This window comes from Micromonospora sp. NBC_01638, from assembly GCF_045209745.1.
Lineage (GTDB): Bacteria > Actinomycetota > Actinomycetes > Mycobacteriales > Micromonosporaceae > Micromonospora.
Genome location: NZ_CP109273.1, coordinates 1,966,897 through 1,992,440, shown reverse-complemented (window position 1 = coordinate 1,992,440; position 25,544 = coordinate 1,966,897). Strand labels below are relative to the sequence as shown.

The following is a 25,544-nucleotide window of genomic DNA, read 5'->3' as shown; positions in this document are numbered from 1 at the left end:
CCTGGCACTCAGTGTCCCGGCGGAGGCTGCGGAAGGCGTCCGGACCATCACCCGGGAGGGCGTGGTTCTTCAGCACCACAGGGTGTCCTGGATGAAGACGATGACCCGGTTGCGGGGCACGGGTGCCGGCCGCTCCGACTTCGACGGTGACGGCATCGACGACATCGCGGCCACGGGCGACCCGTTCTATTACAACTTGCCGCTGGTCCCGGCCGGTGTGGTCACCGTGCGCTACTCCTCGGCCCCGCACGTCGACTACCTCATGGGGGTCGTGCCGGGCGATGGCGGCTCCGTCGCGTTCGGGATGGCCCTCGTGGCGGGGGACTTCAACGGCGACCGTTACGACGACCTGGCAATCGGCAACCCCGACGAGCCGGATCCCAAGAACAAGACCCACGCCGGCGGGGTCTGGGTCATCCCTGGCAGCGGCACTGGCCTGGTGGTCGACGCGGCAATCCACTTCACCCAGGATTCGCCGGGTGTTCCGGATAGTCCGGAGAGCTTCGACCAGTTCGGTGGTGCCCTCGCAGCCGGCGACATCAACGGGGATGGCCGCGAGGACCTCGCCATCGGCGCCTGGGGCGAAACGATCGGAAGCAAGGCGATGGCTGGCGCGGTCACCGTCCTCTTCGGTGGGTCGGCCGGCCTCACGGCCACCGGCGCCCAGCACCTTCAGCAGGACCTGGCCTCGGTGCCCGGCGCGGCCGAGGCCAACGACCAGTTCGGCTACACGCTCGCCATCGGGAAGGTCGACAACAACCGTTACCACGACCTGGTCATCGGCGCTCCTCGGGAGAACGACGGCGTGAGCTGGGACGGCAGCGGCATGGTCACCCTGATGTGGGGCTCGCCGAGTGGTGTGTCGTCCACCGGTGCCACCTCGGTCACCGGTGCGGCCATCGAGCCCAACGATGGGACCGGCACCATCGCCTGGTACCTGGGTGATGCGCTCGCGATCGGCGACGTGAACGGCGACGGGCTGGGCGAGGTGATCGTCGGAGCCTCCGGCGCGCAGACCCCGCACATCAATGGCGGCCTCATCGCGGCCTTCACCGGCCGCTCCGGTGGCCTGTCCAGCAGCGCGGTACAGGTCATCACGCAGCGTACGTCAGGCGTACCGGGCGACCCTGGGGACGACGACCGCTTCGGTGGTGCGCTGGCGGTCGGCGACGTGACCGGCGACGGTAGAGCCGACGTGCTGGTCGGTGCTCCTGGCGAGGACATCGGCTCGCAGGTCGCGGCCGGCAGCGTCACCCTGCTCAAGGGCTCCGCCGGCGGGCTGACGGGGGCCGGTGCGCAGGCGTTCGACCAGAACCACCCGGCCGTCCCGGATGGGTCCGAGAGTGGGGACAAGTTCGGCTCCACCATCGCCCTGCTGAACCTCGACGGCACCGGCGGGCTCGACGCCGTCGCGGCGTCTCCTGGGGAAGAGGTGGGCGGTGACTATGCCGGATATTCGTCCGGGGTCATCAATCCGTTCTACGGCTCAGCCGGCGGGCTCGTACCGCAAAACAGGACGTGGAGTGGTCTGTCTCTGCGGACGGAGGTCGTCTGGCCCCTGCGCCACGGTCTCCGGATCGCCGGGCCGCAGAGTGGCGGCCCGATCTTCTGAGCCGTGCACAGCAACGCCCGGTCGATCCGCGAGGATCGACCGGGCGTTTCCGCTTCTTAGAGCTGCTGCTGGCCGCCGACTGATTTCGCCACAGCGCACTCGTACGACTTCTGGCGGTCGCTCCGCGGCTGATGCCATCGCCAGCCCGGACGCGACGGGTGGGTCGGTCCACGGTAGATCGACCCATTCACCGGCCCGGATCTTGGAGAAAGGTGAGCACGGCGGCGCCCCGGCGGTGCACATCGGTGTCGGGTGACAGGTCGAGCTTGGTGAAGATGTTCCCGATGTGCTTGCTCACCGCGCGCTCGGTGATCACGAGCTGAGCGGCGATGCCCGTGTTGGTGCTGCCTCCTGCCATCAGCGCGAGCACCTCGCGTTCACGTGGGGTGAGGTTGGCGAGCGGGCTGCGCCGGGCGGCGACGAGCTGGGCCACGACCTGCGGGTCCAGCACGGTGCCGCCGGCGGCGACCCGACGCATCGCGTCGAGGAACTCATCGACCCGGGACACCCGGTCCTTGAGCAGGTAACCGACGGCGCCTTGCCCGTCGGCGAGCAGTTCGGTTGCGTAGGCGCGCTCCACGTACTGGGACAGCAGCAGCACTGGCAGCCCCGGGTGTTGCCGGCGGGCGGCCCTGATCAGTCTGCGCCGGTCAGCACGGGCCCGCACCCTCGTCGAAGAGGCGGCGGGCCCAGTCCGCGTACCCGGCGATGGTTTTTCGGACCGTGCGCCCGTCGTGCAGGAAGAGGTACGCGCGGTCGCCGCTGCGGGCGAGCAGCCCATCGAGACGGTGCGTCCCCTGTGGAGCGGCAAGCCGAGTGACCAGCGGATAGCGGTCCCAGACCTGGTCTACGGGTGAGCCTGCCGTGATGCCCTCCGGTGTCCGCATCGGGTCGCCGACCCAGAGCAGCACCAGTTTGTCCTCTACGAAGACCGGGCTGACCGTGTCATGGCCGACGAGCATCGGCCCGCAGGCATCCAGGCTGGTACGCAGGATGCCGCGTCGGGTCAGCTCGTCCTCGGTGGCACCGAACTCGATGTTGCGCAGGCCGTTCAAGTCGATGATCTCCACGCTGCCGGCGGGCCGGCGGTCCCGCATCGACCCGGTTGGCGGTACGCCGCTGCCAGCAATCGAGGCAGCCGTCATCAGCGTGGCAATAAACGCAAATTGTCGCAATTTCATGGAATCCCCCAGTCCCCAACGGAACGGGAGCGTTCAGGTTGCTGCCGGTCGCCGGAATACTGGTTTTCCCACTGCTCGACCAGCTCATCCCAGTAGTCGGCACTCAGTCGACGACGCCCGTGCGCCAGCCATCCGTCGGTGTTCCGCTCCAGGTGCAGCCCCAGTTCGGCGAAGGGGTCGATCCACGCGCCCGGCTCGACACCCAGCTGGGTCAGTGCCCCGTTGATTGGCCACTGCTCGCGCGGCGAATCCAACTCGTCGTCGAAGCGTGGCCCCCAGGACGGCGCCCCACCCAGCCACACCGCCGCCGACTGGTAGCCGGCGCCACCACCGAACTCCGCCTCCAGATACGCCACCGGCCCCACCTGCGACCAGCGGGCCAGCAACTCGACCAGCGCCGTCGACAGGACCAGGCCGAACGGGTGCTCGGCACTCCGGTCATCCGTCGCGAAATCCGGCAGTGACCCGGTCAGCTCCACCACCAGTTGTGGGGTGACCGGCAGCAGTCCGAAATCCTGGCGCAGTTCGCCGAGGACGGCGTGATCCAGCTCGGCGGTCTGCTCGCGGAGCAGTTCGGCGTCCGCGACCACCGCGCTGAGCTGGTAACCCATTGGACCCTCCGCCGTCCACAGCCTGTGGATAGAACATGTGTACGACGGCCCCTGGCCCGTCAGTGGCACGGTACCGGCCGCGGCTCCCGCCGGGGCTCCTGCTCGCTGACTCCCGACCGCCCGCCGTCGTACGCGAGGCGCCGCCGTCGCACGCGAGGCGCGGCCGACGTGCACGACGCGTGACGGTCAGGCGCGTCGGGCGAGCCGACTGACGAACGCGCGCCAGGCCATCGGCGCGAAGGCGAGCGCCGGGCCGGTGGGGTCCTTGGAGTCCCGTACGCCGATGATGCCGGGCAGATTGTCGGCGACCTCAACACATGCGCCGCCGTTGCCGCTGCTGCGGCTGCTCTTGCGCCACCGGGCGCCGTTCAGCTCCATGACTCCGCCACTTCCGTGATGAGATCGACCGACTGCCAGTGGGACAGTGCCTCTCCGCGCACGTTCTCCCATGCCGCCATCATGGCCGCGATGTCCTCCGGGTCGCTAGCGACTTGTCCCTGGAGCTGGTTGTCGAGGTAGCCGGCGACCCGGTGGTCGTGGCTGTGCGCGATCACGAACGGCCCGTTGAGACCGGCGTAGGCACCGACCGTGCTGGGCACGACGTGCACCCGGATGTGCGGCTCGGCGCAGGCGGTCGCCACGGCCAGCAGTTGCTCGCGCATGGTCGACGGGCCGCCGACCGGGCGATGAAGGATCGCCTCGTCGATGACGGCCGTGAACTGCGGCGGGTCGTCCCGCTTGAGCACGCCCTGACGGCCGAGTCGCACCGTGAGATGCCGCTCGATGTCGCCTCGGGGGATCAGGCCCGCGCGGGTCAGCACTGCGCGGGCGTACGCCTCGGTCTGAAGCAAACCCGGCAGGACGGTTGATTCGAACCAGCGAAGCGACACCGCCTCGCGCTCGATTTCCTGCCACGGACGGAACCAGATGGGGTCACGACGTCTTGAAGTGTCCGGCCAGATGTCCGACATGTCCTTATGGAGGGCCTCCGCTGCCGCCAGGCGGTGGCGCGGATGCGGGATCCGGCCCTCGGCCAACCAGCGCCCCACGGTCTTGGGGTCGACGCCGACAGTTTCGGCGAGGGATTCGGTGGTGTGCCCGGTGTCGCTGAGCGCCACCCGAAGCGCGTCGTTCACGGCCCCTCCATCAGATGTCTCGAATATCTGAAGACCATATCGCTACGCGGTGTATCTGTCTGGTGACGCGCCTGAGGGTGGTCCACAGAAGACGGCGCGACCGCTGGAGGCGCAGGAGCCCGGCGGTCGGCGTCAGTCCGGGTGCCGCCCCGACGGGGAGGCGGGGCGGCACCCTTCCAGCGCCGAAGGAGGCCCTGCCGATGCCCCGCCGCCGCCACCGGGATCACCTGCCAACCCGCCCCACCTGGCGATGCGCGGCGTGCGGCATCGCCTGGCCCTGCTCAGCGGCGAAGCTGCGGCTGCTCGCCGAGTACCGGCATGACCGGCTGGCGATGACCGTCTACCTGGCGACGCTCCAGGTGGAGGCCAGCGCGCAACTCGGGGAGGTCGACCCAGCCCGGCTCACCGAACGCTTCCTCTCCTGGGCCCGCGCTCGCGGTTGACGGGTGTCAGGGACGCCAGATCACGATGACGATCTCTCGTCGTCGCTCGGAGAAGCGGCCATCGCGCGCCGCCGAGGTCAGAACCCGGCGCAGGTCCGCCTCGAAGGCGGGGAGCCGGTCGGCGAACAGGTGCGGCGCTGAGCTGGACAGGGAGAACACCGCCGAGGTGATCTCGTCCACCGAGCGCTCCACGACCGTCCCGCCGCCGACCTCGATCCGAGTGGGACCGGTGAAGCCGGCGGCCTGCATGATCTCGGCCTCGCCGGAGGGGGTGCCCGCCGGCAGCAACCCCTGCCCGGCCCGGCGGACCGGCCCCAGATAACTCGCCACCAGCTCGTCGATCTGCTGCCAGGGCGGTCGGGGGTACGGCAGCGGGTCGTCCCCGGTCACGCCCTGGTGGGTGCTCGCGCCGACGTGGATCCAGGCCCCGTCGGGCGTGAGCATGTCGTGGACGTGACCAGCCACGAGCGGGCGATCCATCCAGTGGAACGACTGGGCGAACGTGGCCACCCGGAAGGTGCCCAGGTCGGCCGGCAGGGCCTCGGCGCGTAGGTGTCGCCACTCGACGGTGGTGGCCCCGACCTCGTCGGCCCTGCGCCGTGCCTCGACGAGCATGTCCTGGTCGGCGTCGACGCCGACCGCCGCCTCGAACAGGGGCGCGAGCAGCAGCGTCAACGACCCGGGCCCGCAGCCGACGTCCAGGAGTCGGCCGGTGCCGTCGAGGTCGAGTGCGGTGCCGATGGCCTCGGCGAGGCTGGGCGGATAGGGTAGACGACCGATGCTGTAGTGGCTGGCGCTGCCCGCGTACAAGGTCTCGTCCCACTGCCACGTCGCGTCGGTCACGACGTCGATGAGACCACAGGGCAGCGTGCGGGATCGGGTTTGGCGTCTGACGTGGACAGTCCTGGAGGCCCGCTAATGTTAATCTCGCTCAGCCAAGCATGATCACCTTGAGCGACCGAGGGGACACATGACAGCCGAGGTTCCACACGCGGGAGGGCTACTGGACCCGGGCGGCGCCATGGATCGGTTGGCGGAGTGGAAGGGGCGCCTGGACCAGTTGGCGACCGCCACCGATGCGATGAGCGACCGCATCCAGGATCTACGGGTGACGGTGGCCGACGGCAACGGGCTGGTGGAGGTCACGGTCGACTCCGGGGGAGCGTTGGTCGATCTGCAGCTGGGCCAGCGGATTCAACGGGTCGCACCCGATGTCGTCGCCAGGACGATCATGAACACGATCGGTGTGGCCAAGCGGCAGCTCGCCGACCGCGCTCAGGAGATCATCGGCGACACCCTGGGCACCGATTCGTCGGCGGCGCGGGCGATCGCCGAACGTGTCGGGCAGCAGTTGCGCGAGGCCAACCCCTCAATGGACGGCCCGGACGAGCAGCACGGCCGGTGGTGAGTCGGTGAGCAGCGGTTTCGAGGTCGACGCCGAGCAGATCCGCCAGCACGCGCGCAACATTGAGGCGTTGCGCACCCGGTTCGGCGCGGTCAAGGCCGCCAGCGCCCACATCACGCAGGACGACGCGGCGTACGGGGTGTTGTGTGGGTGGATCTCCGGGATCCTGGAGGGTCGGCATACTCGGCAGGACGAGCTGATCGCCTACGTCGAAGAGAACCTGTCCCTGGTGGTGAAGGGGCTGGGCACGACCGCCGACAACTACGACAACGCGGACGTGGACTCCGACAGCGCGATCCGCAAGGTCGGCAGCCAACTGGACAAGACGTCATGACCGACGCATCGCTGATTGCCGGCGTCGAGTCGACCCGCAAGCCCTGGACCGGCGCGGCCGCCGCGGACAGCTTCCAAGGTCTGGTCGACGCCATCCACAGCGAAGGTTGGGTCGACGACCTCCTGGCCGGTGCGGCATTCGGCGTCGAGGCCGTCGCGACGGTGCTGGACCCCTTCAGCGCCCTGCTCGCCAACGGGCTGGGCTGGGCGATGGAATACTTCGAGCCGCTGCGCGAAATCCTCGACCAACTCACCGGCATGCCCGACGTGGTGACCTCACACGCGGCGACCTGGAACAACATGGCCGCCGAGCTGGAGAGCATGGCCACCGACCTGAAGACACACCTCGGGGTGGACATGCCCGGCTGGCAGGGGCAGGCCGCCACGGCGTACCAAACGTTGATGGCGCACAACGTCACCGGGATCGACGCGTTGAGCGGCATCTCCGCCGCGATGGCCGCCGCAACCCAGGCCGCCGGGAACCTGGTGGCGTTTACCCGCGATATCGTCCGCGACCTCATCGCCGACCTGGTGGCCCGCGTGATCGTGTGGGCCATCGAAGCGATCTTCGTCGTCACGATTCCGGCGATCGCCGCGTCGATCGTGGCGGCCGTCGTCAAGTGGGCCGGACGCATCCTCACCTACGTCGGCGCACTGATCTCCAGCCTCACCAACCTGTCCAAGCTGCTGAACGGCTAAGGGCGGCGACGATGGCGAAACCCAAGACACCTCCCGGCGGAAACGGTGACGGCGGAACGTCGTCGCGTCCGGGTGACGGCGACAGCGACATCCCGGGACAGCGTCGCCGCAACTCCAGCGAGGTGCCCGAAACCGTCACCGGCGGGCAGGATTTCGCCGCCGCGGAGTTCAAGCTCGGTCGGCCGGGCGGCGACTCCGGCGACCGGCCGGGTCGCCCGTCCGGCGGCGACGACGGATACCAGAGCCCCAAGCCCGGCACCCCCGAGTACGACCGGCGGCTGGAGGAACTCGCCGCCGACCCGGCCCACAACGGCAACATCAGCGCGAAGTCCCGGATCGAGGCCGAGGTTGGCCTCGCGGCCGAGGCGGATGGGAAGATCCCTGGGCCGATCCGCCGGGCCGAACTCGACAACTCGGATCCCGCATTCCAGAAGGACCAGGGTGAGTTCTTCGATTCCAACGGGCAGAACTGGGACGTCAAGTCGCCCAATGATTTGTTCCCCGCCGGGCGGCGGGCTGGCGAGCCGATGCCCGAGGGTATGAAGGGCCGCTACGATGGCGAGGAGTTCGAGCAGAAACTCGCCGACGAGGTCGCTGGTGGACAGAACGTCATTCTCAACACCCGTAGCCTGTCGCCGAGTGCGTTGGCCGATCTCAGGGCGCGGGTCGCTGAACGACCGGAGTGGGACGGCAAGGTGGTGTTCGACAAATGAGCAAATATAAGCGGAGCGGCGCCGATGTGATCCGCTGGCCGGACAGCCCCGACGCTCGGGAAGCGCTTGAGGAGTGGTTCGCCGCACCTCCATCCACGGCGTACCTGTCGGGTGATTTTCTTGATTTTCGCGGCGCGGATCTCAGCCGTCTCGACCTGGCCGGCGCCTATCTTGCCAATTCCGACCTGGTCGGCGTCCGATTCGAGGAGGCCAACCTCGGCGACGCCAACCTGGCCAACGCCGAGTTGCAGGGCGCGGACTTTTCCTTCGCTGACCTGGCCAAAGCGGAAATGGTCGGCTGCTCAGCCGGTAAAGCGCGGTTCCGCTCGGCTCGGCTGTTCTCGGTGCAACTCGACGATGCGGTTCTGGCGGAGGCGGATCTCAGCTACGCGATCCTCAATTCCGCCAAGCTCTACAAAACCGATCTGCGTGACGCCAATCTTGAGTTCGCCAGCCTGCGCTGGTGCACGCTCGGTGGCACGAGCATGCCCGCGGTGCTGAGTGGCGCGAGGATGTTCGGCTGCCAGTTCGAAGGCGCGAAGGGGGCCGTCGTCGGTCCGGTCTTCGTCGACGAGGGTGCGACCCGGTCCCTCGGCGGCGGCGAACTTGCGGCGTGGTTCTCGGCGCAGGGCGCGGAGAACGTCCAGGTGGTGGGCTGACCAACCGTGCAGACGACTCAGGGCCGGTCCCCAGGTGGGGCCGGCCCTGTCGTTCGTGCTGCTCAGCGAGCGGAGGATACGAGATTCGAACTCGTGAGGGTGTAAACCCAACACGCTTTCCAAGCGTGCGCCCTAGGCCTCTAGGCGAATCCTCCGCGAGCCAGGATACAGGCCCACGTCGGCCGGGCCACCCCACCACCCCCTGAAGATCGACGGGCGGTCGGGTAGGCTGGGCGTCACCTCCCGTGCGGCGGTATCTCGTGAACCTCCCCAGGGCCGGAAGGCAGCAAGGATAAGCGAGCTCTGCCGGGTGCACGGGAGGCCTTTTTGTCTGTGGGCCGGTTGATCCACTCGCGGTATCCCGGGGATGTGGACACCGCGACTTCCAAGAGTCGAGTCGATCAACGCGCGACAACCCAGGCGCCCCGGGGTGGTGGGTGGTCACCCGCGCCTGACCGGCGCAGAATGGCTCTCCTCGAGAGGAGGCGGGACGAGTGACGCTGGCGCTCTACCGCAAGTACCGGCCGCGTACCTTCGCTGAGATCATCGGTCAGGACCACGTGACCGAGCCGCTGTCGCAGGCGCTGCGCAGCGGGCGGCTCAACCACGCCTACCTCTTCTCCGGCCCGCGCGGCTGCGGCAAGACCTCCAGCGCCCGGATTCTGGCCCGCTCGCTCAACTGTGAGCAGGGCCCCACCCCCGAGCCGTGCGGCAAATGTGAGTCCTGCCGCTCGCTGGCCACCGATGGCGCCGGCTCCATCGACGTGATCGAGATCGACGCGGCCAGCCACGGCGGTGTCGACGACGCCCGCGAGCTGCGCGAACGCGCCTTCTTCGCACCGGCCAGCAGCCGGTTCAAGATCTACGTCATCGACGAGGCGCACATGGTCTCGACCCAGGGCTTCAACGCCCTGCTCAAGCTGGTCGAGGAGCCTCCGGAGTACGTCAAGTTCATCTTCGCCACCACCGAGCCGGAGAAGGTCCTCGGCACGATCCGTTCGCGGACCCACCACTACCCGTTCCGGCTGATCCCGCCGAAGGTGCTCCGCCCGTACCTGGAGCAGCTCACCCAGGCCGAGGGCGTCAGCGTCGAGCCGGCGGTCTTCCCGCTGGTGGTCCGCGCCGGTGGCGGTAGCGCCCGGGACAGCCTCTCGGTGCTCGACCAGCTCATGGCCGGCGCCGGTCCCGGGGGCGTCACCTACGCGCGGGCCGCCGCCCTGCTCGGGGTCACCGACGCCGCGCTGATCGACGAAATGTGCGACGCGCTGGCCGCCGGGGACGGCGCCGCCGCGTACGCCACCGTCGACCGGGTGGCCGAGGCCGGGCACGACCCGCGCCGGTTCGCGTCGGATCTGCTGGAGCGGCTGCGCGACCTGATCGTGCTCCAGCAGGTGCCGGACGCCGCCGCGAAGGGCCTGATCGACGGCCCCGCCGACCAGATCGAGCGGATGGCCGCCCAGGCCTCGCAACTCGGCCCGGGCACGCTCTCCCGCTGCGCCGACATCGTGCATGACGGCCTGGTGGAGATGCGTGGCACCACCGCGCCCCGCCTGCTGCTGGAGCTGATCTGCGCCCGGATGCTGCTGCCCGGCGCGGACGACTCCACCGGTGGCCTGCTCCAGCGCCTGGAGCGGATGGAACGCCGGCTCACCCTGAGCGGCACCGACGCGCCGTCGGCCGCCGCCGACTCCGCCCCGGCCACCAACCCGGGAGTACGCCCACAGCACGCCCCTCCGGTCCCGGCTGCCGCCACCCAGGCACCCGTCAACGCCCCGACCTCGGCACCGCCGTGGGAGGTCGACCCGGCGACGTCCCCGACCCAGCACACTGCGGCCCCAGGCGCTCCCGCCTCTGCTGCGCTGGCCGGCGCCCCGACCTCGGCTGCGCTGGCCTCGGCTGCTCAGGTCTCGGCTGCTCGGGTCTCGGACGCCCCGACTTCGGGCGCCCCGGCCTCGCATGCCTCGGCCGCCGGCTCGCCGATCCCAGCGTCGCCCGGTGCGTCGACCGCCGCCGGGTCGGCACCCGCCGATCGGGCCGCACCCGTCTCGCCCGCCGGGCCGGGCACCGGCTCGCCGGCCCCACGCCGTGTGGTGCCGCCATCGGCGGTGCTCCCGGACCCGGCGACGCCAGCGCCGCCACGACCCGGTGCGCCGGCTGCGGCACTGGACGCGGTTGCGGTACGCCGGGTCTGGCCCGACGTGGTCGGCAAGGTCAACCGGACCAACAAGCGGATCGCGGCCCTGATGCGCGACGCGGTGGTCCGCGAACTCGACGGCGACATGCTGGTGCTGACGGTGAAGTCCACCGTGCTGGCCAAGATGATGGCCGATCACGCGGCGGTGCTCACCGACGCGCTCTACGAGGAGTTGGGCGGGCGCTGGCAGATCCGCTGCGAGGTGGCCGGCGAGCGAGGTGGCGTGTCGCTGGCCGGCCCGCCGCGCTCGCAACCCGCCGCGCCGACCCGACCCGCCGCACCGCCCGCTGCCGCTGCCGCTGCGGCTGCCGCGCCGCCCGCTGCCGCTGCCGCACCGCCCGCTGCCGCTGCCGCGCCGCCTCCTCCGGCGGATGCCCGACCCCGACCCGCCCCGGCGAACGCGTCGCCCATCTCGACCAACGCGTCTCCAACTCCGACGACCACGGCCACCGCTGCGGGCTCGACGACTACTCAGCCCGCTGCGTCGTCAGCGGACGACGAGGACGACTGGCCGGAGGCTGCTCGCCCCGGCGGCAACGCTCCCGCCGCCCAGGCGACGGATGGCGAGGACTGGCCGGAAGCCGCCCGGCCGGGCGGCGCTGCCGTGGACGACCGCGACCCCGCCTCGGGCGGCTCCAGCTCGGCACCTGCACCGACCAACGTGAACGGCAGCGACGCGGCCCGCACCGGATCGAGCGGCGGCGGCCCCGGCGTGGTGAACGGCGGCGGCGCGGGACCGAACGGTGGTGGCTCAGGTGGCTCTGGCGCGGCGACCGCTAAACCGGACGGACGGGCGGGTAACCCGACACCCGCGGCCCGGCAGCCGGCGACAGCCGGTGGTGCCCCGGTGAGCAGCGCCATCGCCGCAGCTCGCGCGGCGGCGGCGGGGCGCGGTGCGCGTACCGGAGCGGCGACCCGGCCCGTCGCGGACGCCGAATGGGCCGGCGAACCGCCCTACGACCCGGACTTCGATGGCCCGTCGCGCAGTGGTCGGCCGAGTGGCGCGGCACCAGCGGCGACGCCCGCCTACGAGGGGTTCGACCCGGGCGACGAGCCGCTGGACGAGGTCATCGACGAAAAGACCGCAAGGGAGTCCAGCGAGGAGCAGGCGGTACGGCTGCTCCGCGAGACGTTCGGCGCCGAGAAGATCGACGAGGTAGACGCCCGCTAGCAACGCCTCCCCGGATCGGCGATCTTGCAGTTTCGGTCGCCGTCTTGCGTGGAATGTCCTCTTATGTCGAGGCAGGAAGTGCAAGATCGCGTGTAGGAGCGGATGCGGCGAGCAGGACACCGAGGTAGCAGGCCCAGAGTGGGAAGGGCAGCACGGCGACTCGTTCCATGCCGCCCACCCCGATCCCGACGCCCTGCTGGGCGAAGAACAGCACCGTCCCGACCAGCGCGATGAGCCCGGCGGCGAGGGTCAGCCGTCGCCGCCGACCGAGCGTCGTGGTGCCCGGCGCGAAGCCGGCGAGGAGCAGGCCGACGTTGCCCAGTCCCATGATCAGGAATGCGCCGAGGACGTGCAGGTTCTCGTCGACGTCGGCTGGGTAGACGGCCGCCAGGGCGTATCCGACGGTGGCGAGCAGTAGAAGTGCCTGCGCCGAGCGCACCACTGCGCCGCGGCCGAGGAGCCGCCAGGTCAGCAGGAGTCCGGCGGCGAGCAGGACGGCGGTGACCAGCATCGCGGCGTTCATCAGAGGGTGCCAGGGCGAGCAGACGTAGCGGGGCCGGGCGGTGTCCCAGACGCCGCAGTGGACGTTGCCGAGATCGCTGATGTTGTGGGTGGCCCAGCTGTAGGCCGGCTCGCGCCACCGCAGGCCGGTGATCAGGCTGGCGATGAGGAAGATCGGTCCGGCGGCGACCCCGCACAGCGCGCCGACCCGGCCGGTGCGGTTGAGTTTCATGCGTCAAGCAGACCAAGGCGGTGACTCCCGTCGCACTACCCGCAGATGGCCGGTTAGGGGTAGTGGTAGCCGTACCCGCCGAAGTCCGTCCGGCCCCGGCGTGGGCGGACGCACCGGAACGGGGCGGGGTCGGTCCCAGCGGTTAGGCTGGGCGGCGGCCGAGCAGACGAGTGCGAGAAGGAGCCATCCGTGCGCCCAGGTGGACAGCCGAACATGCAGCAGATGCTGAAGCAGGCGCAGAAGATGCAGCAGCAGATTGCCGCCGCCCAGGCCGAGCTGGCCGAGGCCGAGCTGACCGGCACCGCCGGTGGCGGGCTGGTCACCGCGACCGTTTCCGGTGCCGGTCAGCTGAAGGCCATCAAGATCGACCCGAAGGCCGTCGACCCGGATGACGTGGAGACGCTGGAGGACCTGGTCGTCGCGGCCGTGCACAACGCCGCCGAGGCGGCCCGGGAGCTGACCGAGCGCAAGATGGGCCCGGTTGCCGGCGGCATGGGCGGCCTCGGCCTGCCCGGTTTCTGAGCCGGCAGATGTACGAAGGTGCCATCCAGGATCTGATCGACGAGCTGGGTCGGCTGCCGGGCGTCGGCCCGAAGAGCGCGCAGCGGATCGCGTTCCACGTCCTGTCGGCGGATCCGGCCGACGTCAACCGGCTGGCCGGCGCGCTGCGCAAGGTCAAGGAGCTGGTGCGGTTCTGCACCACCTGTTACAACGTGGCCGAGTCCGAGCAGTGCCGGATCTGCCGCGACCCGCGCCGCACCGACGAGGTGCTGTGTGTGGTGGAGGAACCCAAGGATGTGGTGGCCGTCGAGCGGACCGGTGAGTTCCGCGGTCGCTACCACGTGCTGGGCGGCGCGATCAATCCGCTGGAGGGGATCGGCCCGGACAATCTGCGCATCCGGGAGCTGATGATCCGGCTCGGCCAGGGCACGGTGCGTGAGCTGATCCTGGCCACCGACCCGAACACCGAGGGCGAGGCGACCGCCACCTACCTGGCGCTGCTGGTGAAGCCGATGGGCATCGCAGTGACCCGGCTGGCCAGCGGGCTGCCGGTCGGCGGCGACCTGGAGTACGCCGACGAGATCACCCTGGGCCGGGCCTTCGAGGGCCGCCGGGCCGTCTGAGCACGTACCTGCGGGGGTGGTGCCGTCATCGACGGTGCCACCCGTCGCGGCATCCGTCCCGTGTGGAATCGATGTGTCGCCCCAAGCATTCGCCGTGCCGTCGACTGTCAGACCCCGGCGCTAGGTGTCGGCTTGATAGCGATTGCCTAACGCCCGTTCCGCTGCACGTGTGACATGTCATAGCCTCCCGCACACGGACCGAGCCACAACTCGGGTGGTCATGCGCATGACAGAGGTGAGAGATGCAGGCGAGAAGGCTCAAAACGGCTGTGGTCATCGCGACCGTTGCCGCTCTGGCGGTCGGCGCGGCAGGCTGCGTGGAAAGCGAGCGCGACGGCGACAGTGGCGAGGCCAAGACTGGCGGCACCTTCATCTTCGCGGGTGCCGGTGACCCGAAGAACTTCGATCCGATCTTCAACGATGACGGTGAGTCGTTCCGGCCGGTCCGGCAGATGTTCGACACGCTGGTCAGCCACAAGCCCGGCACTGCGGACCTGCAGGGCGGTCTGGCCGAGAGTTGGGAGCACGACCCCGAAGGCAAGGTGTGGACCTTCAAGCTGCGCCAGGGCGTGAAGTTCCATGACGGTACGCCGTTCAACGCCGCTGCGGTCTGCTTCAACTTCGACCGCTGGTACAACATGAAGGGCGCTGCCGCCCAATCTCAGATGATCTACTACATGGACGTCTTCGGGGGCTTTGCCGCCAACGAGAACCCGGACGCCGGCAAGCCGCTCTACAACAAGTGCGAGGCGAAGGACGATGGCACTGCCGTCGTCTCCCTCAACCAGTACAAGGGTGCCTTCCCCGGTGCCTTCGCGCTGACCGCGCTCTCGATCGCCAGCCCGGACGCGCTGAAGAAGTACGACGCCAACACGGTGAAGCAGAACGGCGACTCGTTCGAGTACAGCGCCTTCGCCACCACCAACCCGGTGGGTACCGGCCCGTTCACCTTCGGTGGCTGGGACAAGGCCAAGAACGAGATCACCCTGAACCGCAACCCGGACTACTTTGGCGAAAAGGCCAAGGTGGACAAGATGATCATCAAGAGCATCGACGACGAGAGCACCCGCAAGCAGGAGCTCCGCGCCGGCACCGTTCAGGGCATCGACTTCCCGGCCCCGGCCGACGGCAAGGCGCTCGAGGCTGAGGGCTTCCAGGTCATCAACCGCCCGGCGTTCAACATCCTCTACCTGGGCATCAACCAGAAGAACCCGAAGCTGAAGGACCTGCGGGTGCGGCAGGCGCTCGCCTACGCGCTCAACCGCCAGCAGTTGGTGCAGACGAAGGGCCCGATCGGCGCCAAGGTCGCCGACGAGTTCATGCCGGACACCGTGCTCGGCTACGCCCCGGACGTGCAGAAGTACGAGTACAACCCGGAGAAGGCCAAGCAACTGCTCAAGGAGGCCGGCGCCGAGGGTCTGACGCTGAAGTTCTACTACCCGCCGGACGTCACCCGGCCGTACATGCCGAACCCGCAGGAGATCTTCACCGTCCTCGCCAACGACCTGCAGGCCGTCGGCATCAAGGTCACCGGTGTGCCTCGCCCGTGGAACGGTGGCTTCAAGGACGACGTGCAGCAGTTCGGCAAGCACGACCTGCACATCCTCGGCTGGACCGGTGACTACAACGACCCGGGCAACTTCGTCGGCACGTTCTTTGGTCGCGGCAAGGCCGAGTTCGGCGACCAGTCGATGACCGAGATGTTCGAGGCCATCACCAAGGCTGACGGCACCGTGGACGAGGCCGGCAAGAAGGCGGCCTGGGAGCAGGTCAACCGGGACATCGCGGCCAAGTGGCTGCCGGCTGTGCCGATCTGGCACGCCCCGCCGGCCATTGTCGTCAGCAAGGATGTCAAGGGGCTGGTGGCCAGCCCGTTGACCGACGAGCGGTTCAACACGGTCAGCGTCACCAAGTGACGTCCAACGGCTGACGCCGTAGGCGTGATCGGCCCGGGTCCGGGGCTCCTCCCGGCCCGGGCCGATTCCGCGACCATCGAGAGTCTGGTGTGTGAGAGATGTTGCGAGTCATAGTCCGCCGCCTGCTCCAGTTGGTGGTGACCCTGATAGCGCTGTCGGCGCTGATCTTCATCTGGTTGCGGAACCTGCCCGGCGGCCCGGTCGAAGCGATGCTCGGCGAGCGGGCCACGCCCGAGCGCCGCGTCCTGCTGACCAAGGCGCTCGGCTACGACCAGCCGATCCTGGTGCAGTACGGCAAGTTCATGCAGCGAGTGCTGACCGGCGACTTCGGCAACTCGATCCGGACCGGTGATCCGGTCACCGAGGTCATCAGCCGCGCCTTCCCGGCCACCATCGAGCTGGCCCTCGCCGCGCTGATCATCGCGGTCGGCCTCGGGGTGCCGCTCGGCTACCTCGCCGCCCGCTGGCGTGGACGGTCCCTGGACAATCTCACCATCGTCGGCACCCTGCTCGGCATCTCGATTCCGATCTTCTTCCTGGGCTACCTGCTCAAGGACGTCTTCACGCAGAACATCCACTGGTTCCCGCCGTCCGGGCGGCTCACGACCGGTCTGGACAACACCAACGTCACCGGTTTTTTCGTGCTCGACGGCCTGCTCACCCGGGAGCTCGACGCCAGCGCTGACGCGCTGTGGCACCTGATCCTGCCGGCGATCACGCTGGCAACCATCCCCCTGGCGGTGATCGTGCGGATCACCCGGGCCAGCGTGCTCGACGTGCTCAATGAGGATTACGTGCGGACCGCCGAGGCGAAAGGCCTGCGGCACCGCACCATCCGCGGCCGGCACATCTTGCGCAACGCGCTGTTGCCCGTGGTCACCACGATCGGGTTGCAGACCGGCGCGCTGCTCTCCGGTGCGGTGCTCACCGAGAAGGTCTACAACTGGGGCGGCATCGGCACCCTGATCACCGACTCGATCAGCGGCGGTAGGGACTACCCGGTGCTCCAGGCGATCATCCTGCTCGCCGCACTGGTCTTCGTGGTGGTCAACCTGCTGGTCGACCTCTCCTACGCCTTCATCGACCCGAGGGTGCGTGTGCGATGAGTGACCCGATCACCCAGGCCGGCACGCCGGCCCCACGCCCCGGGGACGACACACCACGCCCCGGTATGAGCGAGCGCAGCATCGGCCTGCTCGGCGACCGCAAGAGGGCACGGCTGGACGAGCTGGCACAGGCGAGTGCGGCCGACCGCGGCGGGGTGAGCCTCGTCCGGGACGCGGTGCGCCGGCTGCGGCGCAACCCGGTCGCCATCGTCGGGGCCGGCATCGTGGGGCTGTTCGTCCTGGTGGCGATCTTCGCTCCGCTGATCGCGCCACACGATCCGGCGCAGCGCTTCGACGAGCTGACAAAGAACCTCACCGTCGACACCATCCCGGGTGCCAGCAGCGAGTTCCCGTTCGGCTCCGATCCGCTCGGCCGGGACTTCCTGTCCCGCATGATCTACGGTGCCCGGCAGACGCTCTTCGTGGGCGTGCTCGCCACCCTCATCGGTCTCGCGCTCGGCGTGCTGATCGGCGCGATCGCCGGTGCCTTCGGCGGCTGGGTCGACGTGGTTCTGATGCGCCTCACCGACGTGATGCTGGCCCTGCCGAGCCTGCTGCTCGCGATCACCCTGGTCGCGATGGCCAGCCGGTCGAGCCAGTGGACGGTCATCTTCGCGGTGGCCATCGTGAGCGTGCCAATCTTCGCCCGGTTGCTGCGCGGCTCGATGCTGGCCCAGCGTGAGAGCGACCATGTGCTCGCCGCCCGCGCGCTCGGCGTGAAGGAGCGCAACATCGTGCTGCGGCACATGCTGCCCAATTCGCTGACCGCGGTGATCGTGCAGGCCACCCTGACCTTCGCGGTGGCCATCCTGGACGCTGCGGCGCTCTCCTTCCTGGGCCTCGGTGACCCGGACATCAACCGGGCCGAGTGGGGCCTGATGCTCGGTGTGGACGGTCAGCGCTATTTCGAGGTCCGCCCGGAGTTGGCGTACTACCCGGCGCTCGCGATCATCGTGGTCGCGCTCGGCTTCACCCTGCTCGGTGAGGCGATGCGCGAGGCGATCGACCCGAAGAACCGGCGGTGACGACGGTGCGCGCAACCAGCACGGCCGGCACCCGTCGGCGAGAGGAAGTGACGCGATGAGCCTGCTCGACGTCCGTGACCTGAACGTGGTTTTCCAGCGACGCGGCGAGCGGCCCTTCACCGCCGTGGACAAGGTCAGCTTCACGGTGGAGCCGGGGCAGACGGTCGGCCTGGTCGGCGAGTCCGGCTGCGGCAAGAGCGTGACCAGCCTGGCCATCATGGGCCTGCTGCCGAAGCGGGGCAACAAGGTCACCGGGGAGGTGCTCTTCGAGGGCGCCGACCTGCTGAAGCTGCGGCCGGACGACATGCGCGATCGGCGCGGTCGAGAGATCAGCATGATCTTCCAGGACCCGCTCTCCTCACTGAATCCGGTCATTCCGATCGGGATCCAGGTTGCCGAGGTGCTGGAGCGCCACCAGGGCCGGGACCGTAAGCAGGCGCTGCGGGAGGCGCGGGAGCTGCTCGACGCCGTCGGGATTCCCGACCCGCAGCGGCGGCTCACGGAGTATCCGCACCAGATCTCGGGCGGAATGCGCCAGCGCGCGCTGATCGCCATCGCGCTGGCGTGCAAGCCCCGGCTGCTGATCGCCGACGAGCCGACCACCGCGCTCGACGTGACCATCCAGGCGCAGATCCTCGCTCTGCTCAAGCAGTTGGTGGACGAGACCGGCACCGCGCTCGTCATGATCACGCACGATCTGGGTGTGGTGGCCGGGCTCTGCGACACGGTCAACGTGCTCTACGGCGGCAAGGTGGTCGAGCGGGCGCGACGGCACGACCTGTTCGCGCACGCCCGGCACCCGTACACGCACGGGCTGCTCAACTCGGTGCCTCGGCTCGACTCGCCACGGGGTGAGCGGCTGCACGCGATCCGTGGGTCGGTCTCCGACAACATCCCGTGGGTCGAGGGGTGCGCGTTCGCGCCGCGCTGCGACAACGTCGTGGACGCCTGCCTCGAAGGGCCCCCGCCGTTCGAACCCACCGCTACCGGCGGCGACCTCCGCTGCAACAACCCCGTCCCCGAGGAGGTGGCGGTCCGATGACCGAACAGACCGGACCTCTGGTCGAACTGCGCGACATCAAGGTCCACTTCCCGATCAAGAGTGGCCTGCTCTTCGACCGCACCGTCGGGTACGTCTACGCGGTGGACGGCGTGTCGCTGAGCATCCGAAAGGGCGAGACGTACGGCCTGGTCGGCGAGTCGGGCTGCGGCAAGTCGACGCTGGGCCGTGGCCTGCTGCGGTTGGTCGAACCCACCGACGGCGAAATCATCTTCGACGGCATCGACGTCCGCTCGCTCAAGGGCGAGGCGATGCGGCAGGCCCGCCGCCGGATGCAGATGATCTTCCAGGATCCGCTCTCCAGCCTCGACCCCAGACAGTCGGTGGAGTCGCTGCTGGTGGAGGGGCTCAAGGCCCACGGGCTTGCCGACGACAAGGCCGAGACGAGCCGGCGGCTGCGCGACACGCTGGAGGCGGTCGGCCTGCCCTCGTCGGCGCTTGGCAAATACCCGCACGAGTTCTCCGGCGGCCAGCGTCAGCGGATCGGCATCGCCCGGGCACTGGTGCTCAATCCAGAGCTGATCGTCGCCGACGAGCCGGTCTCCGCGCTGGACGTGTCGATCCAGGCTCAGGTGCTCAACCTCCTGGAGGACCTGCAGAACGAGCGCGGCCTGACGTACCTGATCATCGCCCACGACCTGGCGGTGGTCCGGCACATCGCCGACACGGTGGGTGTCATGTACCTCGGTGGGCTGGTCGAGGAGGCGTCCAGCGACGACCTGTACCGCGAGCCGATGCACCCGTACACCCGGGCGTTGATGTCCGCGGTGCCGGTGCCGGACCCGCTGGTGGAGGACCGCCGGGAGCGGATCCTGCTCGCTGGCGACCTGCCCTCGCCGACCAACCCGCCGTCGGGCTGCCGCTTCCACACCCGGTGCCCGTGGGCGCAGGAGACCCGCTGCGCGGACGAGCGGCCGGCGCTACGCGACGTGGTCGGCGGGCACCGGGTCGCCTGCCACTTCGCCGAGGACATCGCCGCCGGCCGGATCCGGCCGCACGAGGTTGAGGTGGAGCTGGTCCGCCCGACCGAGGGCACCGGCCCGCTCGACCCGCCGGGAGAGTTGATCCCGACCCCGTGACGTCATCAGGGGCCGTCCTGCCACAGGACGGTCCCTGACCGCTCGACGGGCTCCGGCGTGCGGGTCAGCCCTCGGGGCGGTGCAGCAGGCCCACCGCGACGCCGTGCACCGCGTCCAGCCCGGCCGGGTCGGCCAGCGCGACCGACGCGCCGGTCACCACGTACCACTCGTCCGCGTCCTTGTACTGCACCCGCAGGGTGACCTTGCCATCCGCGTACTCGGTGCGCAGGGTCAGGTCGCCGGTGACGACGCCGACCTCGTCGGTCATCACCCCGCCGGGGCCGGGCACGATGTCGGCGGTGCGGCTCTGCGGGCCAGCCGCCCCGCCCGAATCCGCGACCATGCCGGCACCCGGCACAGCGGCGGGCGCCTCGGCGTTGCCGTCCGCGGTCATGCCGGCGGCGGCCGGGCCGGTGCCAGCGTTCTGCTCGGCGGCCGTCACGATGCGCTCCCCACTGTGCAGCCCCCCAACATGTCGGTCAGGGCAGCCTTCTCGGCGCTGGTCACCGTTAGCCGCCAGTAGTGCTTGACCGTTACCCAGCTTTCAGCGTACTTGCACCAGTACGACCGGTTGGCCGGCTTCCACTGCGACGGGTCCTGGTCACCCTTTGACCGGTTCGAGGACGCGGAAACCGCGAGGAGCTGCGGACGGGTGGTGTCGTTGGCGAAGTCGCCGCGCTTCGCGTCGTCCCACTCGTCGGCACCCGAGCGCCACGCGTTGGCCAATGGCACCATGTGGTCGATGTCCACCTGGGAGGGATCGGCGGCGCTGCGGCCGTCGTACACGCTCTCCCAGCGCCCGCCGACCACGTTGCAGCCGGAGAGCTTCACGTCCTTGCCGTCGCGCTGGAGGATGCTGTCCCGCACGTCGCAGTTCTTGCCGGTGCCCCGCCAGTGCGGGAAGTGGTTGCGGCTGTAGCCCTTCATCGAGCCGGCGGTGGCGACGGTGAGCTGGCCGAGCTGCTCCACGGCGTTGCCGCCGCCACCCGACGGCGACGCCTCCGGCTCATCCTGCGGGACGCAACCGGCAACGCCGAGCGTCAGCGCCGCGGCGAGCGCGGCCACCGCCACTCGCGGTCCTGATGTGGTACGCACAGACGACACCTCTCCAGCTTGCGGTCTCCCGGCGATTGCGCACAGTACCCGGGAATGGTTTCGGCGTTTCGTGGCATCTCCCACATGACGCGAGGCAGATTGGTGGGATGACCGCACCCGTACCGGCGCCCGCCCTCCGGATAGGCACCGCCGCCGGCCGGGGAACGCTGCTCGCCGCCGTACTCGCCTCTGGCATGGTCTTCCTCGACAGCACGGTCGTCAACGTGGCGCTGCCGAAACTGGGCGAGGATCTCGGCGCCAATGTGGCCGATCTCCAGTGGACCATCAACGGCTACCTGCTGATGCTGGCGGCGTTCGTGCTGCTCGGCGGCGCACTCGGGGACCGCTTCGGTCGACGACGCGTCTTCCTCATCGGCGTGGTCTGGTTCACCACCGCCTCCGTGCTCTGCGGGCTGGCCCAGGGCACCGGTTGGCTGATCGCGGCCCGGTTCCTCCAGGGCGCCGGTGGTGCGTTGCTCACGCCCGGGTCGCTGTCGGTGCTCCAGGCCAGCTTCCACCCGGACGACCGGGGTCGGGCGATCGGCGCCTGGGCCGGGCTGTCCGGGGTGTCCACCGCGCTGGGCCCGTTCATCGGGGGCTGGCTGATCGACGCGCTGTCCTGGCGCTGGATCTTCTTCCTCAACCTGCCGATCGCCGTGCTGGTGGTGCTGGCCACGATGCACTGGGTCCCGGAGAGCCGGGACGAGAGCGCGTCCCGGACCGAAGGCCCGGGGCGGACCCGACGGCGGTTCGACGTCGGAGGTGCCCTGCTGGGCGCGCTGGCGCTCGCCGGCGTCACGTACGCCCTGATCGACGCCCCGGCCCGCGGCTACGACTCGGCGCCGGTGCTGATCGCGGCGCTGGTCGGGGCGCTCTCCGCAGTGTCCTTTGTCCTGCTGGAACGGCGGCGCGGCGACGCGGCGATGCTGCCCACCGGGCTGTTCACCAGCCGGCTCTTCTCGGTGCTGAACATCTTCACCGTGGTCGTCTACGCGGCGCTCGGCGGCTTCACCTTCTTCTTCGCCGTCTACCTGCAGAACGTGGTCGAGTGGTCGGCCTTCCGCACCGGCATCGCGCTGCTGCCGATGACCCTGCTGCTGTTGGTCGGATCGGCCCGAGCGGGAGCGTTGTCGGCACGGATCGGCCCGCGGCTGCCGTTGACCGTCGGGCCGGTGGTGGCCGCGATCGGCCTGTTGCTGCTGCGCGGCGTCGGGCCGGGCGCGTCGTACTGGACGGACGTGCTGCCCGGGGTGCTGCTCTTCGGCATCGGGCTGACCCTGGTCGTGGCGCCGCTGACCGCGTCGGTGTTGGCCGCGGTGCAGGACCGGTTCTCCGGAGTGGCCAGTGGCTTCAACAACGCCGCGTCCCGGGCCGGTGGTCTGCTCGCGGTGGCGGCGCTGCCGCTGCTGGTCGGCCTCTCCGGCGGCGGGTACGAGCAGAAGGCCGAGCTGACGAACGCGTTCCGGGGCGCGATGGAGTGGTGTGCCGGGCTGCTCGTGGCCGGCGCGGTGCTGGCCCTCGTGCTGGTCCGCCGTCCGCCCCGAAAGGCCCCGCCGTCACAGCCCTGCCACTCGATGCCCGCCGCCACACCTCCGAGGTAGGGGACTACCTCGGAGGTGTGCCGGAACGGTCAGCTTCGAGCGCGGTTCACGGCGCTGGTTACCGCCTTGATCGAGGCGGTGACGATGTTGGCGTCGGTGCCGACACCCCAGACCGTCCGACCGTCGACCTCGCACTCCACGTACGCGGCTGCCTGCGCGTCCCCGCCGGAGGAGAGCGCGTGCTCGTGGTAGTCGAGCACCCGCACGCCCACCCCGACCGACTGGAGCGCGTTGACGTACGCGTCGATCGGGCCGTTGCCGACCGCGGTGAGTGAGCGCTGCTCGGCGCCCACGCCGACCTGGGCCTCGATCTCGACCTTGCCGTCGGTGGTGCCGATCGTGTAGCTGGCCAGCCGGACCGCCGGGTCGGGCTGGTGGTCGAGCAGGTAGTGCGTCGCGAAGATCTCCCACATCGCGCCGGGGTCGACCTCGCCGCCGTCGTGATCGGTGACCTGCTGCACGACCCCGGAGAACTCGATCTGGAGCCGGCGAGGCAGGTCCAGTTGGTGCTCGCTCTTCATGATGTACGCGACGCCGCCCTTGCCGGACTGCGAGTTGACCCGGATGACCGCCTCGTAGGTGCGGCCCAGGTCCTTCGGGTCGATCGGCAGGTAGGGGACCGCCCAGGTGTGCTCGTCCACCGGTACGCCGGCCGCCTTCGCGTCGGCGGCGAGGGCGTCGAAGCCCTTCTTGATGGCGTCCTGGTGGGAGCCGGAGAAGGCGGTGTAGACGAGGTCGCCCGCGTACGGGTGGCGCTCGTGCACCGGCAGTTGGTTGCAGTATTCGACGGCCCGCCGAACCTCGTCGATGTTCGAGAAGTCGATCATCGGGTCGATGCCCTGGGAGAAGATGTTGAGCCCCAGCGTCACCAGGTCCACGTTGCCGGTGCGCTCGCCGTTGCCGAACAGGCAGCCCTCGATGCGGTCCGCGCCGGCGAGCAGGCCCAGCTCGGCGGCGGCCACTCCGGTGCCCCGGTCGTTGTGCGGGTGCAGGCTCAGGATCACGCTGTCCCGGCGCGGCAGGTGCCGGTGCATCCACTCGATCGAGTCGGCGTACACGTTGGGCGTGGCCATCTCGACGGTGGCCGGCAGGTTGATGATCAGCGGCCGGTCGGGCGTCGGGTCGATCACGTCGATCACCCGGGAGCAGACCTCCAGCGCGTACTCCAGCTCCGTGCCCGTGTAGGACTCCGGCGAGTACTCGTAGAAGATGTCCGTGTCCGGGGTGTGGATCTCGGCGTACTTCTGGCACAGCCGCGCCCCGGTGGTGGCGATGTCGGCGATGCCGTCCTTGTCCAGGCCGAAGACCACCCGGCGCTGGAGGGTGGAGGTCGAGTTGTAGAAGTGCACGATCGCGCGCTTGGCGCCGCGCAGCGACTCGAACGTCCGCTCGATCAGGTGCTCCCGGCACTGCGTGAGCACCTGGATGGTGACGTCGTCCGGGATCATGTCCTGTTCGATGAGCTGCCGGACAAAGTCGAAGTCGGTCTGGCTGGCCGACGGGAAGCCGACCTCGATCTCCTTGTAGCCCATCTGGACCAGCAGCTGGAACATCCGGCGCTTGCGCTCGGGCGACATCGGGTCGATCAGCGCCTGGTTGCCGTCGCGGAGATCCACCGCGCACCAGCGTGGGGCGGCCTCGACGTGCCGGGTCGGCCAGGCGCGGTCGGGCAGGTCCACCCGGAACTGCTCCCGATACGGCTCGTAGCGGTGGTAGGGCATCCGGCTGGGGCGCTGCCGGGCGATCGGATCGGTCTCAGCGTCGGTGACAGGTTGAGCCATCTCAGAGTGCTCCCTGGAACATGTGGCGTCAGCAGATCGGAAGGTGTCGGCGAGATGCCGGGCGACAGTGCGCGGCGGTGCCGAGAAGAAACTCGGATGTGCTGGACGGCGCGATGCAACTCCGCGACGAGGTGCCGGCCGGTCAGGCCTCGTCGCGGCTGCTAAGGAGAAGAAACGCCCGCCACATGACCAGGTCACCCTACGTGATGAAACGGAGGGTGGGAAGGTAGGTCCGGACTATGGGACCGGCGTCATGGTCCGCTCCGTGCCTCGTGTCGGGGGTGCCGAGGTCGATCAGCGGAGCAGCAGGTCGGCGACCGGGCGGCGGTGACGCAGGCCGGTTTCCCGGGCGCGCAGCTCGGCCGGGAGAGCGAACGGGTCTCCGAGCCGGCCGACGGCGGCGACCACCAGCGGGCGGACGCCGCCGGGCAGGTCGAGTTCGGTGGCGAGTCCGGTCTGGTCGAAGCGGGTGAGCTGGCGCACGTGCAGGCCGAGCGCGGTGGCCTGCATGGTCAGGTGAGCCATCGCCTGACCAAGGTCGTACGCGGTCCGCTCGGCATCGCCGCCGGTGTGTGCGCCGACCACCAGTGTTGCCGCGTGTCGGACCCAACCCTGGTCGCAGTCCGGGAGGCTGATCAGGATCCGCTTCCAGTTCTCGTCGTCCCGGTGGCCGAGGGCGAACCGCCAGGGCTGCCTGTTCTCCGCCGAAGGTGCCCAGCGTGCGGCCTCCAGCAGCGAGGCCGCCTCGTCCGGGGTCAGCTCGGCGCTCGGGTCGAAGGCCCGAGGGCTCCAGCGGAAGGCGAGTAACGGAGTGAGATCGGCCATAGAAGGATCGTCCTGTATGGGTAATTCGCCCTCTTGTCCGGG

Annotated in this window: 26 protein-coding genes, 1 tRNA gene and 1 other RNA gene; 17 read left to right on the top strand and 11 right to left on the bottom strand. The window is 69.7% G+C overall.

The window, feature by feature from the left end; translation table 11 throughout:
- Positions 1-91: 91 nt before the first annotated feature.
- The gene (locus tag OG811_RS09405) at positions 92-1,612 is read left to right on the top strand and encodes an FG-GAP repeat protein (protein WP_406073466.1); all 1,521 of its coding nucleotides are present in this window, start codon (positions 92-94) and stop codon (positions 1,610-1,612) included.
- Between the two features lie 187 nt (positions 1,613-1,799).
- Here the strand turns inward: OG811_RS09405 and OG811_RS09400 are convergent, their stop codons facing one another.
- The 4 genes from OG811_RS09400 to OG811_RS09385 all read right to left on the bottom strand — a co-directional run bounded on the left by OG811_RS09400 (position 1,800) and on the right by OG811_RS09385 (position 4,540).
- Positions 1,800-2,393: a LuxR C-terminal-related transcriptional regulator gene (locus tag OG811_RS09400; RefSeq protein ID WP_406073464.1), complete on the bottom strand. Its 594-nt coding sequence runs from the start codon at positions 2,391-2,393 to the stop codon at positions 1,800-1,802.
- Between the two features lie 396 nt (positions 2,394-2,789).
- Entirely contained in the window at positions 2,790-3,404 is a 615-nt protein-coding gene (locus tag OG811_RS09395) for a hypothetical protein (RefSeq protein WP_406073462.1), read from the bottom strand.
- Positions 3,405-3,590: 186 nt separating this feature from the next.
- Positions 3,591-3,782: a DUF397 domain-containing protein gene (locus OG811_RS09390; RefSeq protein ID WP_406073460.1), complete on the bottom strand. Its 192-nt coding sequence runs from the start codon at positions 3,780-3,782 to the stop codon at positions 3,591-3,593.
- Entirely contained in the window at positions 3,773-4,540 is a 768-nt protein-coding gene (locus OG811_RS09385; protein WP_406073458.1) for a Scr1 family TA system antitoxin-like transcriptional regulator, read from the bottom strand. The genes OG811_RS09390 and OG811_RS09385 overlap by 10 nt, the downstream gene beginning before the upstream one ends.
- 200 nt (positions 4,541-4,740) lie before the next feature.
- Between OG811_RS09385 and OG811_RS09380 the strand changes: the two genes are divergently transcribed.
- Positions 4,741-4,983 (top strand): flavin reductase, encoded by a 243-nt coding sequence (locus tag OG811_RS09380; RefSeq protein WP_406073457.1) that lies wholly within the window; start codon positions 4,741-4,743, stop codon positions 4,981-4,983.
- Positions 4,984-4,989: 6 nt separating this feature from the next.
- On the opposite strand, the gene OG811_RS09375 is transcribed toward OG811_RS09380, so the two are convergent.
- A complete protein-coding gene (locus tag OG811_RS09375; protein WP_406073455.1) occupies positions 4,990-5,826 on the bottom strand; it encodes a class I SAM-dependent methyltransferase in 837 nt (278 codons plus the stop codon).
- 127 nt (positions 5,827-5,953) lie between these two features.
- Here OG811_RS09375 and OG811_RS09370 point away from each other — a divergent pair, with 127 nt between their 5' ends.
- Genes OG811_RS09370 through OG811_RS09350 form a run of 5 tightly spaced genes read left to right on the top strand, consistent with a single transcriptional unit; the run spans position 5,954 to position 8,792 of the window.
- Complete coding sequence (locus OG811_RS09370; RefSeq protein WP_406073453.1) at positions 5,954-6,391, top strand: YbaB/EbfC family nucleoid-associated protein; 438 nt, start codon at positions 5,954-5,956, stop codon at positions 6,389-6,391.
- Positions 6,392-6,395: 4 nt separating this feature from the next.
- Positions 6,396-6,722: a hypothetical protein gene (locus OG811_RS09365; RefSeq protein ID WP_406073452.1), complete on the top strand. Its 327-nt coding sequence runs from the start codon at positions 6,396-6,398 to the stop codon at positions 6,720-6,722.
- Complete coding sequence (locus tag OG811_RS09360) at positions 6,719-7,420, top strand: WXG100 family type VII secretion target (RefSeq protein ID WP_406073450.1); 702 nt, start codon at positions 6,719-6,721, stop codon at positions 7,418-7,420. Before OG811_RS09365 ends, OG811_RS09360 begins: the two co-directional genes overlap by 4 nt.
- An 11-nt stretch (positions 7,421-7,431) precedes the next feature.
- On the top strand, positions 7,432-8,133 hold the full coding sequence (locus OG811_RS09355) for a hypothetical protein (RefSeq protein WP_406073448.1): 702 nt from the start codon (positions 7,432-7,434) through the stop codon (positions 8,131-8,133).
- Positions 8,130-8,792 (top strand): pentapeptide repeat-containing protein, encoded by a 663-nt coding sequence (locus OG811_RS09350; protein ID WP_406073446.1) that lies wholly within the window; start codon positions 8,130-8,132, stop codon positions 8,790-8,792. The genes OG811_RS09355 and OG811_RS09350 overlap by 4 nt, the downstream gene beginning before the upstream one ends.
- Before the next feature lie 70 nt (positions 8,793-8,862).
- Here OG811_RS09350 and OG811_RS09345 read toward each other — a convergent pair.
- Positions 8,863-8,947, bottom strand: a tRNA-Ser gene (locus OG811_RS09345).
- 82 nt (positions 8,948-9,029) lie between these two features.
- On the opposite strand from OG811_RS09345, the gene ffs reads away from it, so the two are divergent.
- Together ffs and OG811_RS09335 are read left to right on the top strand one after the other, a co-directional pair.
- Positions 9,030-9,119, top strand: an RNA gene (gene ffs / locus OG811_RS09340) — signal recognition particle sRNA small type.
- A 167-nt stretch (positions 9,120-9,286) separates the two neighbouring features.
- A complete protein-coding gene (locus tag OG811_RS09335) occupies positions 9,287-12,157 on the top strand; it encodes a DNA polymerase III subunit gamma and tau (protein ID WP_406073445.1) in 2,871 nt (956 codons plus the stop codon).
- Positions 12,158-12,218: 61 nt separating this feature from the next.
- Here the strand turns inward: OG811_RS09335 and OG811_RS09330 are convergent, their stop codons facing one another.
- Complete coding sequence (locus OG811_RS09330) at positions 12,219-12,890, bottom strand: DUF998 domain-containing protein (RefSeq protein ID WP_406073444.1); 672 nt, start codon at positions 12,888-12,890, stop codon at positions 12,219-12,221.
- Positions 12,891-13,103: 213 nt separating this feature from the next.
- On the opposite strand from OG811_RS09330, the gene OG811_RS09325 reads away from it, so the two are divergent.
- The 7 genes from OG811_RS09325 (at position 13,104) to OG811_RS09295 (ending at position 20,200) form a co-directional block, all read left to right on the top strand.
- Positions 13,104-13,412, top strand: coding sequence for a YbaB/EbfC family nucleoid-associated protein (locus tag OG811_RS09325; protein WP_406075613.1), 309 nt, complete (start codon positions 13,104-13,106; stop codon positions 13,410-13,412).
- An 8-nt stretch (positions 13,413-13,420) separates the two neighbouring features.
- The gene (gene recR, locus OG811_RS09320) at positions 13,421-14,014 is read left to right on the top strand and encodes a recombination mediator RecR (protein WP_406073442.1); all 594 of its coding nucleotides are present in this window, start codon (positions 13,421-13,423) and stop codon (positions 14,012-14,014) included.
- A 242-nt stretch (positions 14,015-14,256) separates the two neighbouring features.
- On the top strand, positions 14,257-15,930 hold the full coding sequence (locus OG811_RS09315; RefSeq protein ID WP_406073440.1) for an ABC transporter substrate-binding protein: 1,674 nt from the start codon (positions 14,257-14,259) through the stop codon (positions 15,928-15,930).
- 98 nt (positions 15,931-16,028) lie between these two features.
- A complete protein-coding gene (locus tag OG811_RS09310) occupies positions 16,029-17,036 on the top strand; it encodes an ABC transporter permease (RefSeq protein WP_406073438.1) in 1,008 nt (335 codons plus the stop codon).
- A gap of 65 nt (positions 17,037-17,101) precedes the next feature.
- Positions 17,102-18,061, top strand: a complete 960-nt coding sequence (locus OG811_RS09305; RefSeq protein ID WP_406075611.1) for an ABC transporter permease — start codon at positions 17,102-17,104, stop codon at positions 18,059-18,061.
- Between the two features lie 55 nt (positions 18,062-18,116).
- Positions 18,117-19,103, top strand: a complete 987-nt coding sequence (locus OG811_RS09300) for an ABC transporter ATP-binding protein (RefSeq protein ID WP_406073436.1) — start codon at positions 18,117-18,119, stop codon at positions 19,101-19,103.
- A complete protein-coding gene (locus tag OG811_RS09295) occupies positions 19,100-20,200 on the top strand; it encodes an ABC transporter ATP-binding protein (protein WP_406073434.1) in 1,101 nt (366 codons plus the stop codon). The genes OG811_RS09300 and OG811_RS09295 overlap by 4 nt, the downstream gene beginning before the upstream one ends.
- A 64-nt stretch (positions 20,201-20,264) precedes the next feature.
- On the opposite strand, the gene OG811_RS09290 is transcribed toward OG811_RS09295, so the two are convergent.
- Together OG811_RS09290 and OG811_RS09285 are read right to left on the bottom strand one after the other, a co-directional pair.
- Positions 20,265-20,645: a hypothetical protein gene (locus OG811_RS09290; RefSeq protein WP_406075610.1), complete on the bottom strand. Its 381-nt coding sequence runs from the start codon at positions 20,643-20,645 to the stop codon at positions 20,265-20,267.
- Complete coding sequence (locus OG811_RS09285; protein WP_406073432.1) at positions 20,639-21,295, bottom strand: HNH endonuclease family protein; 657 nt, start codon at positions 21,293-21,295, stop codon at positions 20,639-20,641. Before OG811_RS09285 ends, OG811_RS09290 begins: the two co-directional genes overlap by 7 nt.
- Positions 21,296-21,402: 107 nt before the next feature.
- Between OG811_RS09285 and OG811_RS09280 the strand changes: the two genes are divergently transcribed.
- Positions 21,403-22,896, top strand: coding sequence for an MFS transporter (locus tag OG811_RS09280; protein ID WP_406073431.1), 1,494 nt, complete (start codon positions 21,403-21,405; stop codon positions 22,894-22,896).
- Between the two features lie 29 nt (positions 22,897-22,925).
- On the opposite strand, the gene leuA is transcribed toward OG811_RS09280, so the two are convergent.
- Complete coding sequence (leuA, locus tag OG811_RS09275; protein ID WP_406073430.1) at positions 22,926-24,677, bottom strand: 2-isopropylmalate synthase; 1,752 nt, start codon at positions 24,675-24,677, stop codon at positions 22,926-22,928.
- Positions 24,678-24,971: 294 nt separating this feature from the next.
- Positions 24,972-25,502 carry a nitroreductase family protein gene (locus tag OG811_RS09270; protein WP_406073428.1) on the bottom strand — a complete coding sequence of 177 codons (531 nt, stop codon included), beginning with the start codon at positions 25,500-25,502 and terminating at the stop codon, positions 24,972-24,974.
- Positions 25,503-25,544 lie beyond the last annotated feature (42 nt).

Bases quoted from the DNA above. Each gene is read 5' to 3' on its own strand.
- OG811_RS09405 (WP_406073466.1), top strand. From the start codon at position 92: ATGAAGACGATGACCCGGTTGCGGGGCACGGGTGCCGGCCGCTCCGAC.
- OG811_RS09400 (WP_406073464.1), bottom strand. From the start codon at position 2,393: ATGGGCTGCTCGCCCGCAGCGGCGACCGCGCGTACCTCTTCCTGCACG.
- OG811_RS09395 (WP_406073462.1), bottom strand. From the start codon at position 3,404: ATGGGTTACCAGCTCAGCGCGGTGGTCGCGGACGCCGAACTGCTCCGC.
- OG811_RS09390 (WP_406073460.1), bottom strand. From the start codon at position 3,782: ATGGAGCTGAACGGCGCCCGGTGGCGCAAGAGCAGCCGCAGCAGCGGC.
- OG811_RS09380 (WP_406073457.1), top strand. From the start codon at position 4,741: ATGCCCCGCCGCCGCCACCGGGATCACCTGCCAACCCGCCCCACCTGG.
- OG811_RS09370 (WP_406073453.1), top strand. From the start codon at position 5,954: ATGACAGCCGAGGTTCCACACGCGGGAGGGCTACTGGACCCGGGCGGC.
- OG811_RS09360 (WP_406073450.1), top strand. From the start codon at position 6,719: ATGACCGACGCATCGCTGATTGCCGGCGTCGAGTCGACCCGCAAGCCC.
- OG811_RS09355 (WP_406073448.1), top strand. From the start codon at position 7,432: ATGGCGAAACCCAAGACACCTCCCGGCGGAAACGGTGACGGCGGAACG.
- OG811_RS09350 (WP_406073446.1), top strand. From the start codon at position 8,130: ATGAGCAAATATAAGCGGAGCGGCGCCGATGTGATCCGCTGGCCGGAC.
- OG811_RS09330 (WP_406073444.1), bottom strand. From the start codon at position 12,890: ATGAAACTCAACCGCACCGGCCGGGTCGGCGCGCTGTGCGGGGTCGCC.
- OG811_RS09325 (WP_406075613.1), top strand. From the start codon at position 13,104: ATGCAGCAGATGCTGAAGCAGGCGCAGAAGATGCAGCAGCAGATTGCC.
- recR (WP_406073442.1), top strand. From the start codon at position 13,421: ATGTACGAAGGTGCCATCCAGGATCTGATCGACGAGCTGGGTCGGCTG.
- OG811_RS09315 (WP_406073440.1), top strand. From the start codon at position 14,257: ATGCAGGCGAGAAGGCTCAAAACGGCTGTGGTCATCGCGACCGTTGCC.
- OG811_RS09310 (WP_406073438.1), top strand. From the start codon at position 16,029: ATGTTGCGAGTCATAGTCCGCCGCCTGCTCCAGTTGGTGGTGACCCTG.
- OG811_RS09305 (WP_406075611.1), top strand. From the start codon at position 17,102: ATGAGCGAGCGCAGCATCGGCCTGCTCGGCGACCGCAAGAGGGCACGG.
- OG811_RS09300 (WP_406073436.1), top strand. From the start codon at position 18,117: ATGAGCCTGCTCGACGTCCGTGACCTGAACGTGGTTTTCCAGCGACGC.
- OG811_RS09295 (WP_406073434.1), top strand. From the start codon at position 19,100: ATGACCGAACAGACCGGACCTCTGGTCGAACTGCGCGACATCAAGGTC.
- OG811_RS09280 (WP_406073431.1), top strand. From the start codon at position 21,403: ATGACCGCACCCGTACCGGCGCCCGCCCTCCGGATAGGCACCGCCGCC.
- leuA (WP_406073430.1), bottom strand. From the start codon at position 24,677: ATGGCTCAACCTGTCACCGACGCTGAGACCGATCCGATCGCCCGGCAG.
- OG811_RS09270 (WP_406073428.1), bottom strand. From the start codon at position 25,502: ATGGCCGATCTCACTCCGTTACTCGCCTTCCGCTGGAGCCCTCGGGCC.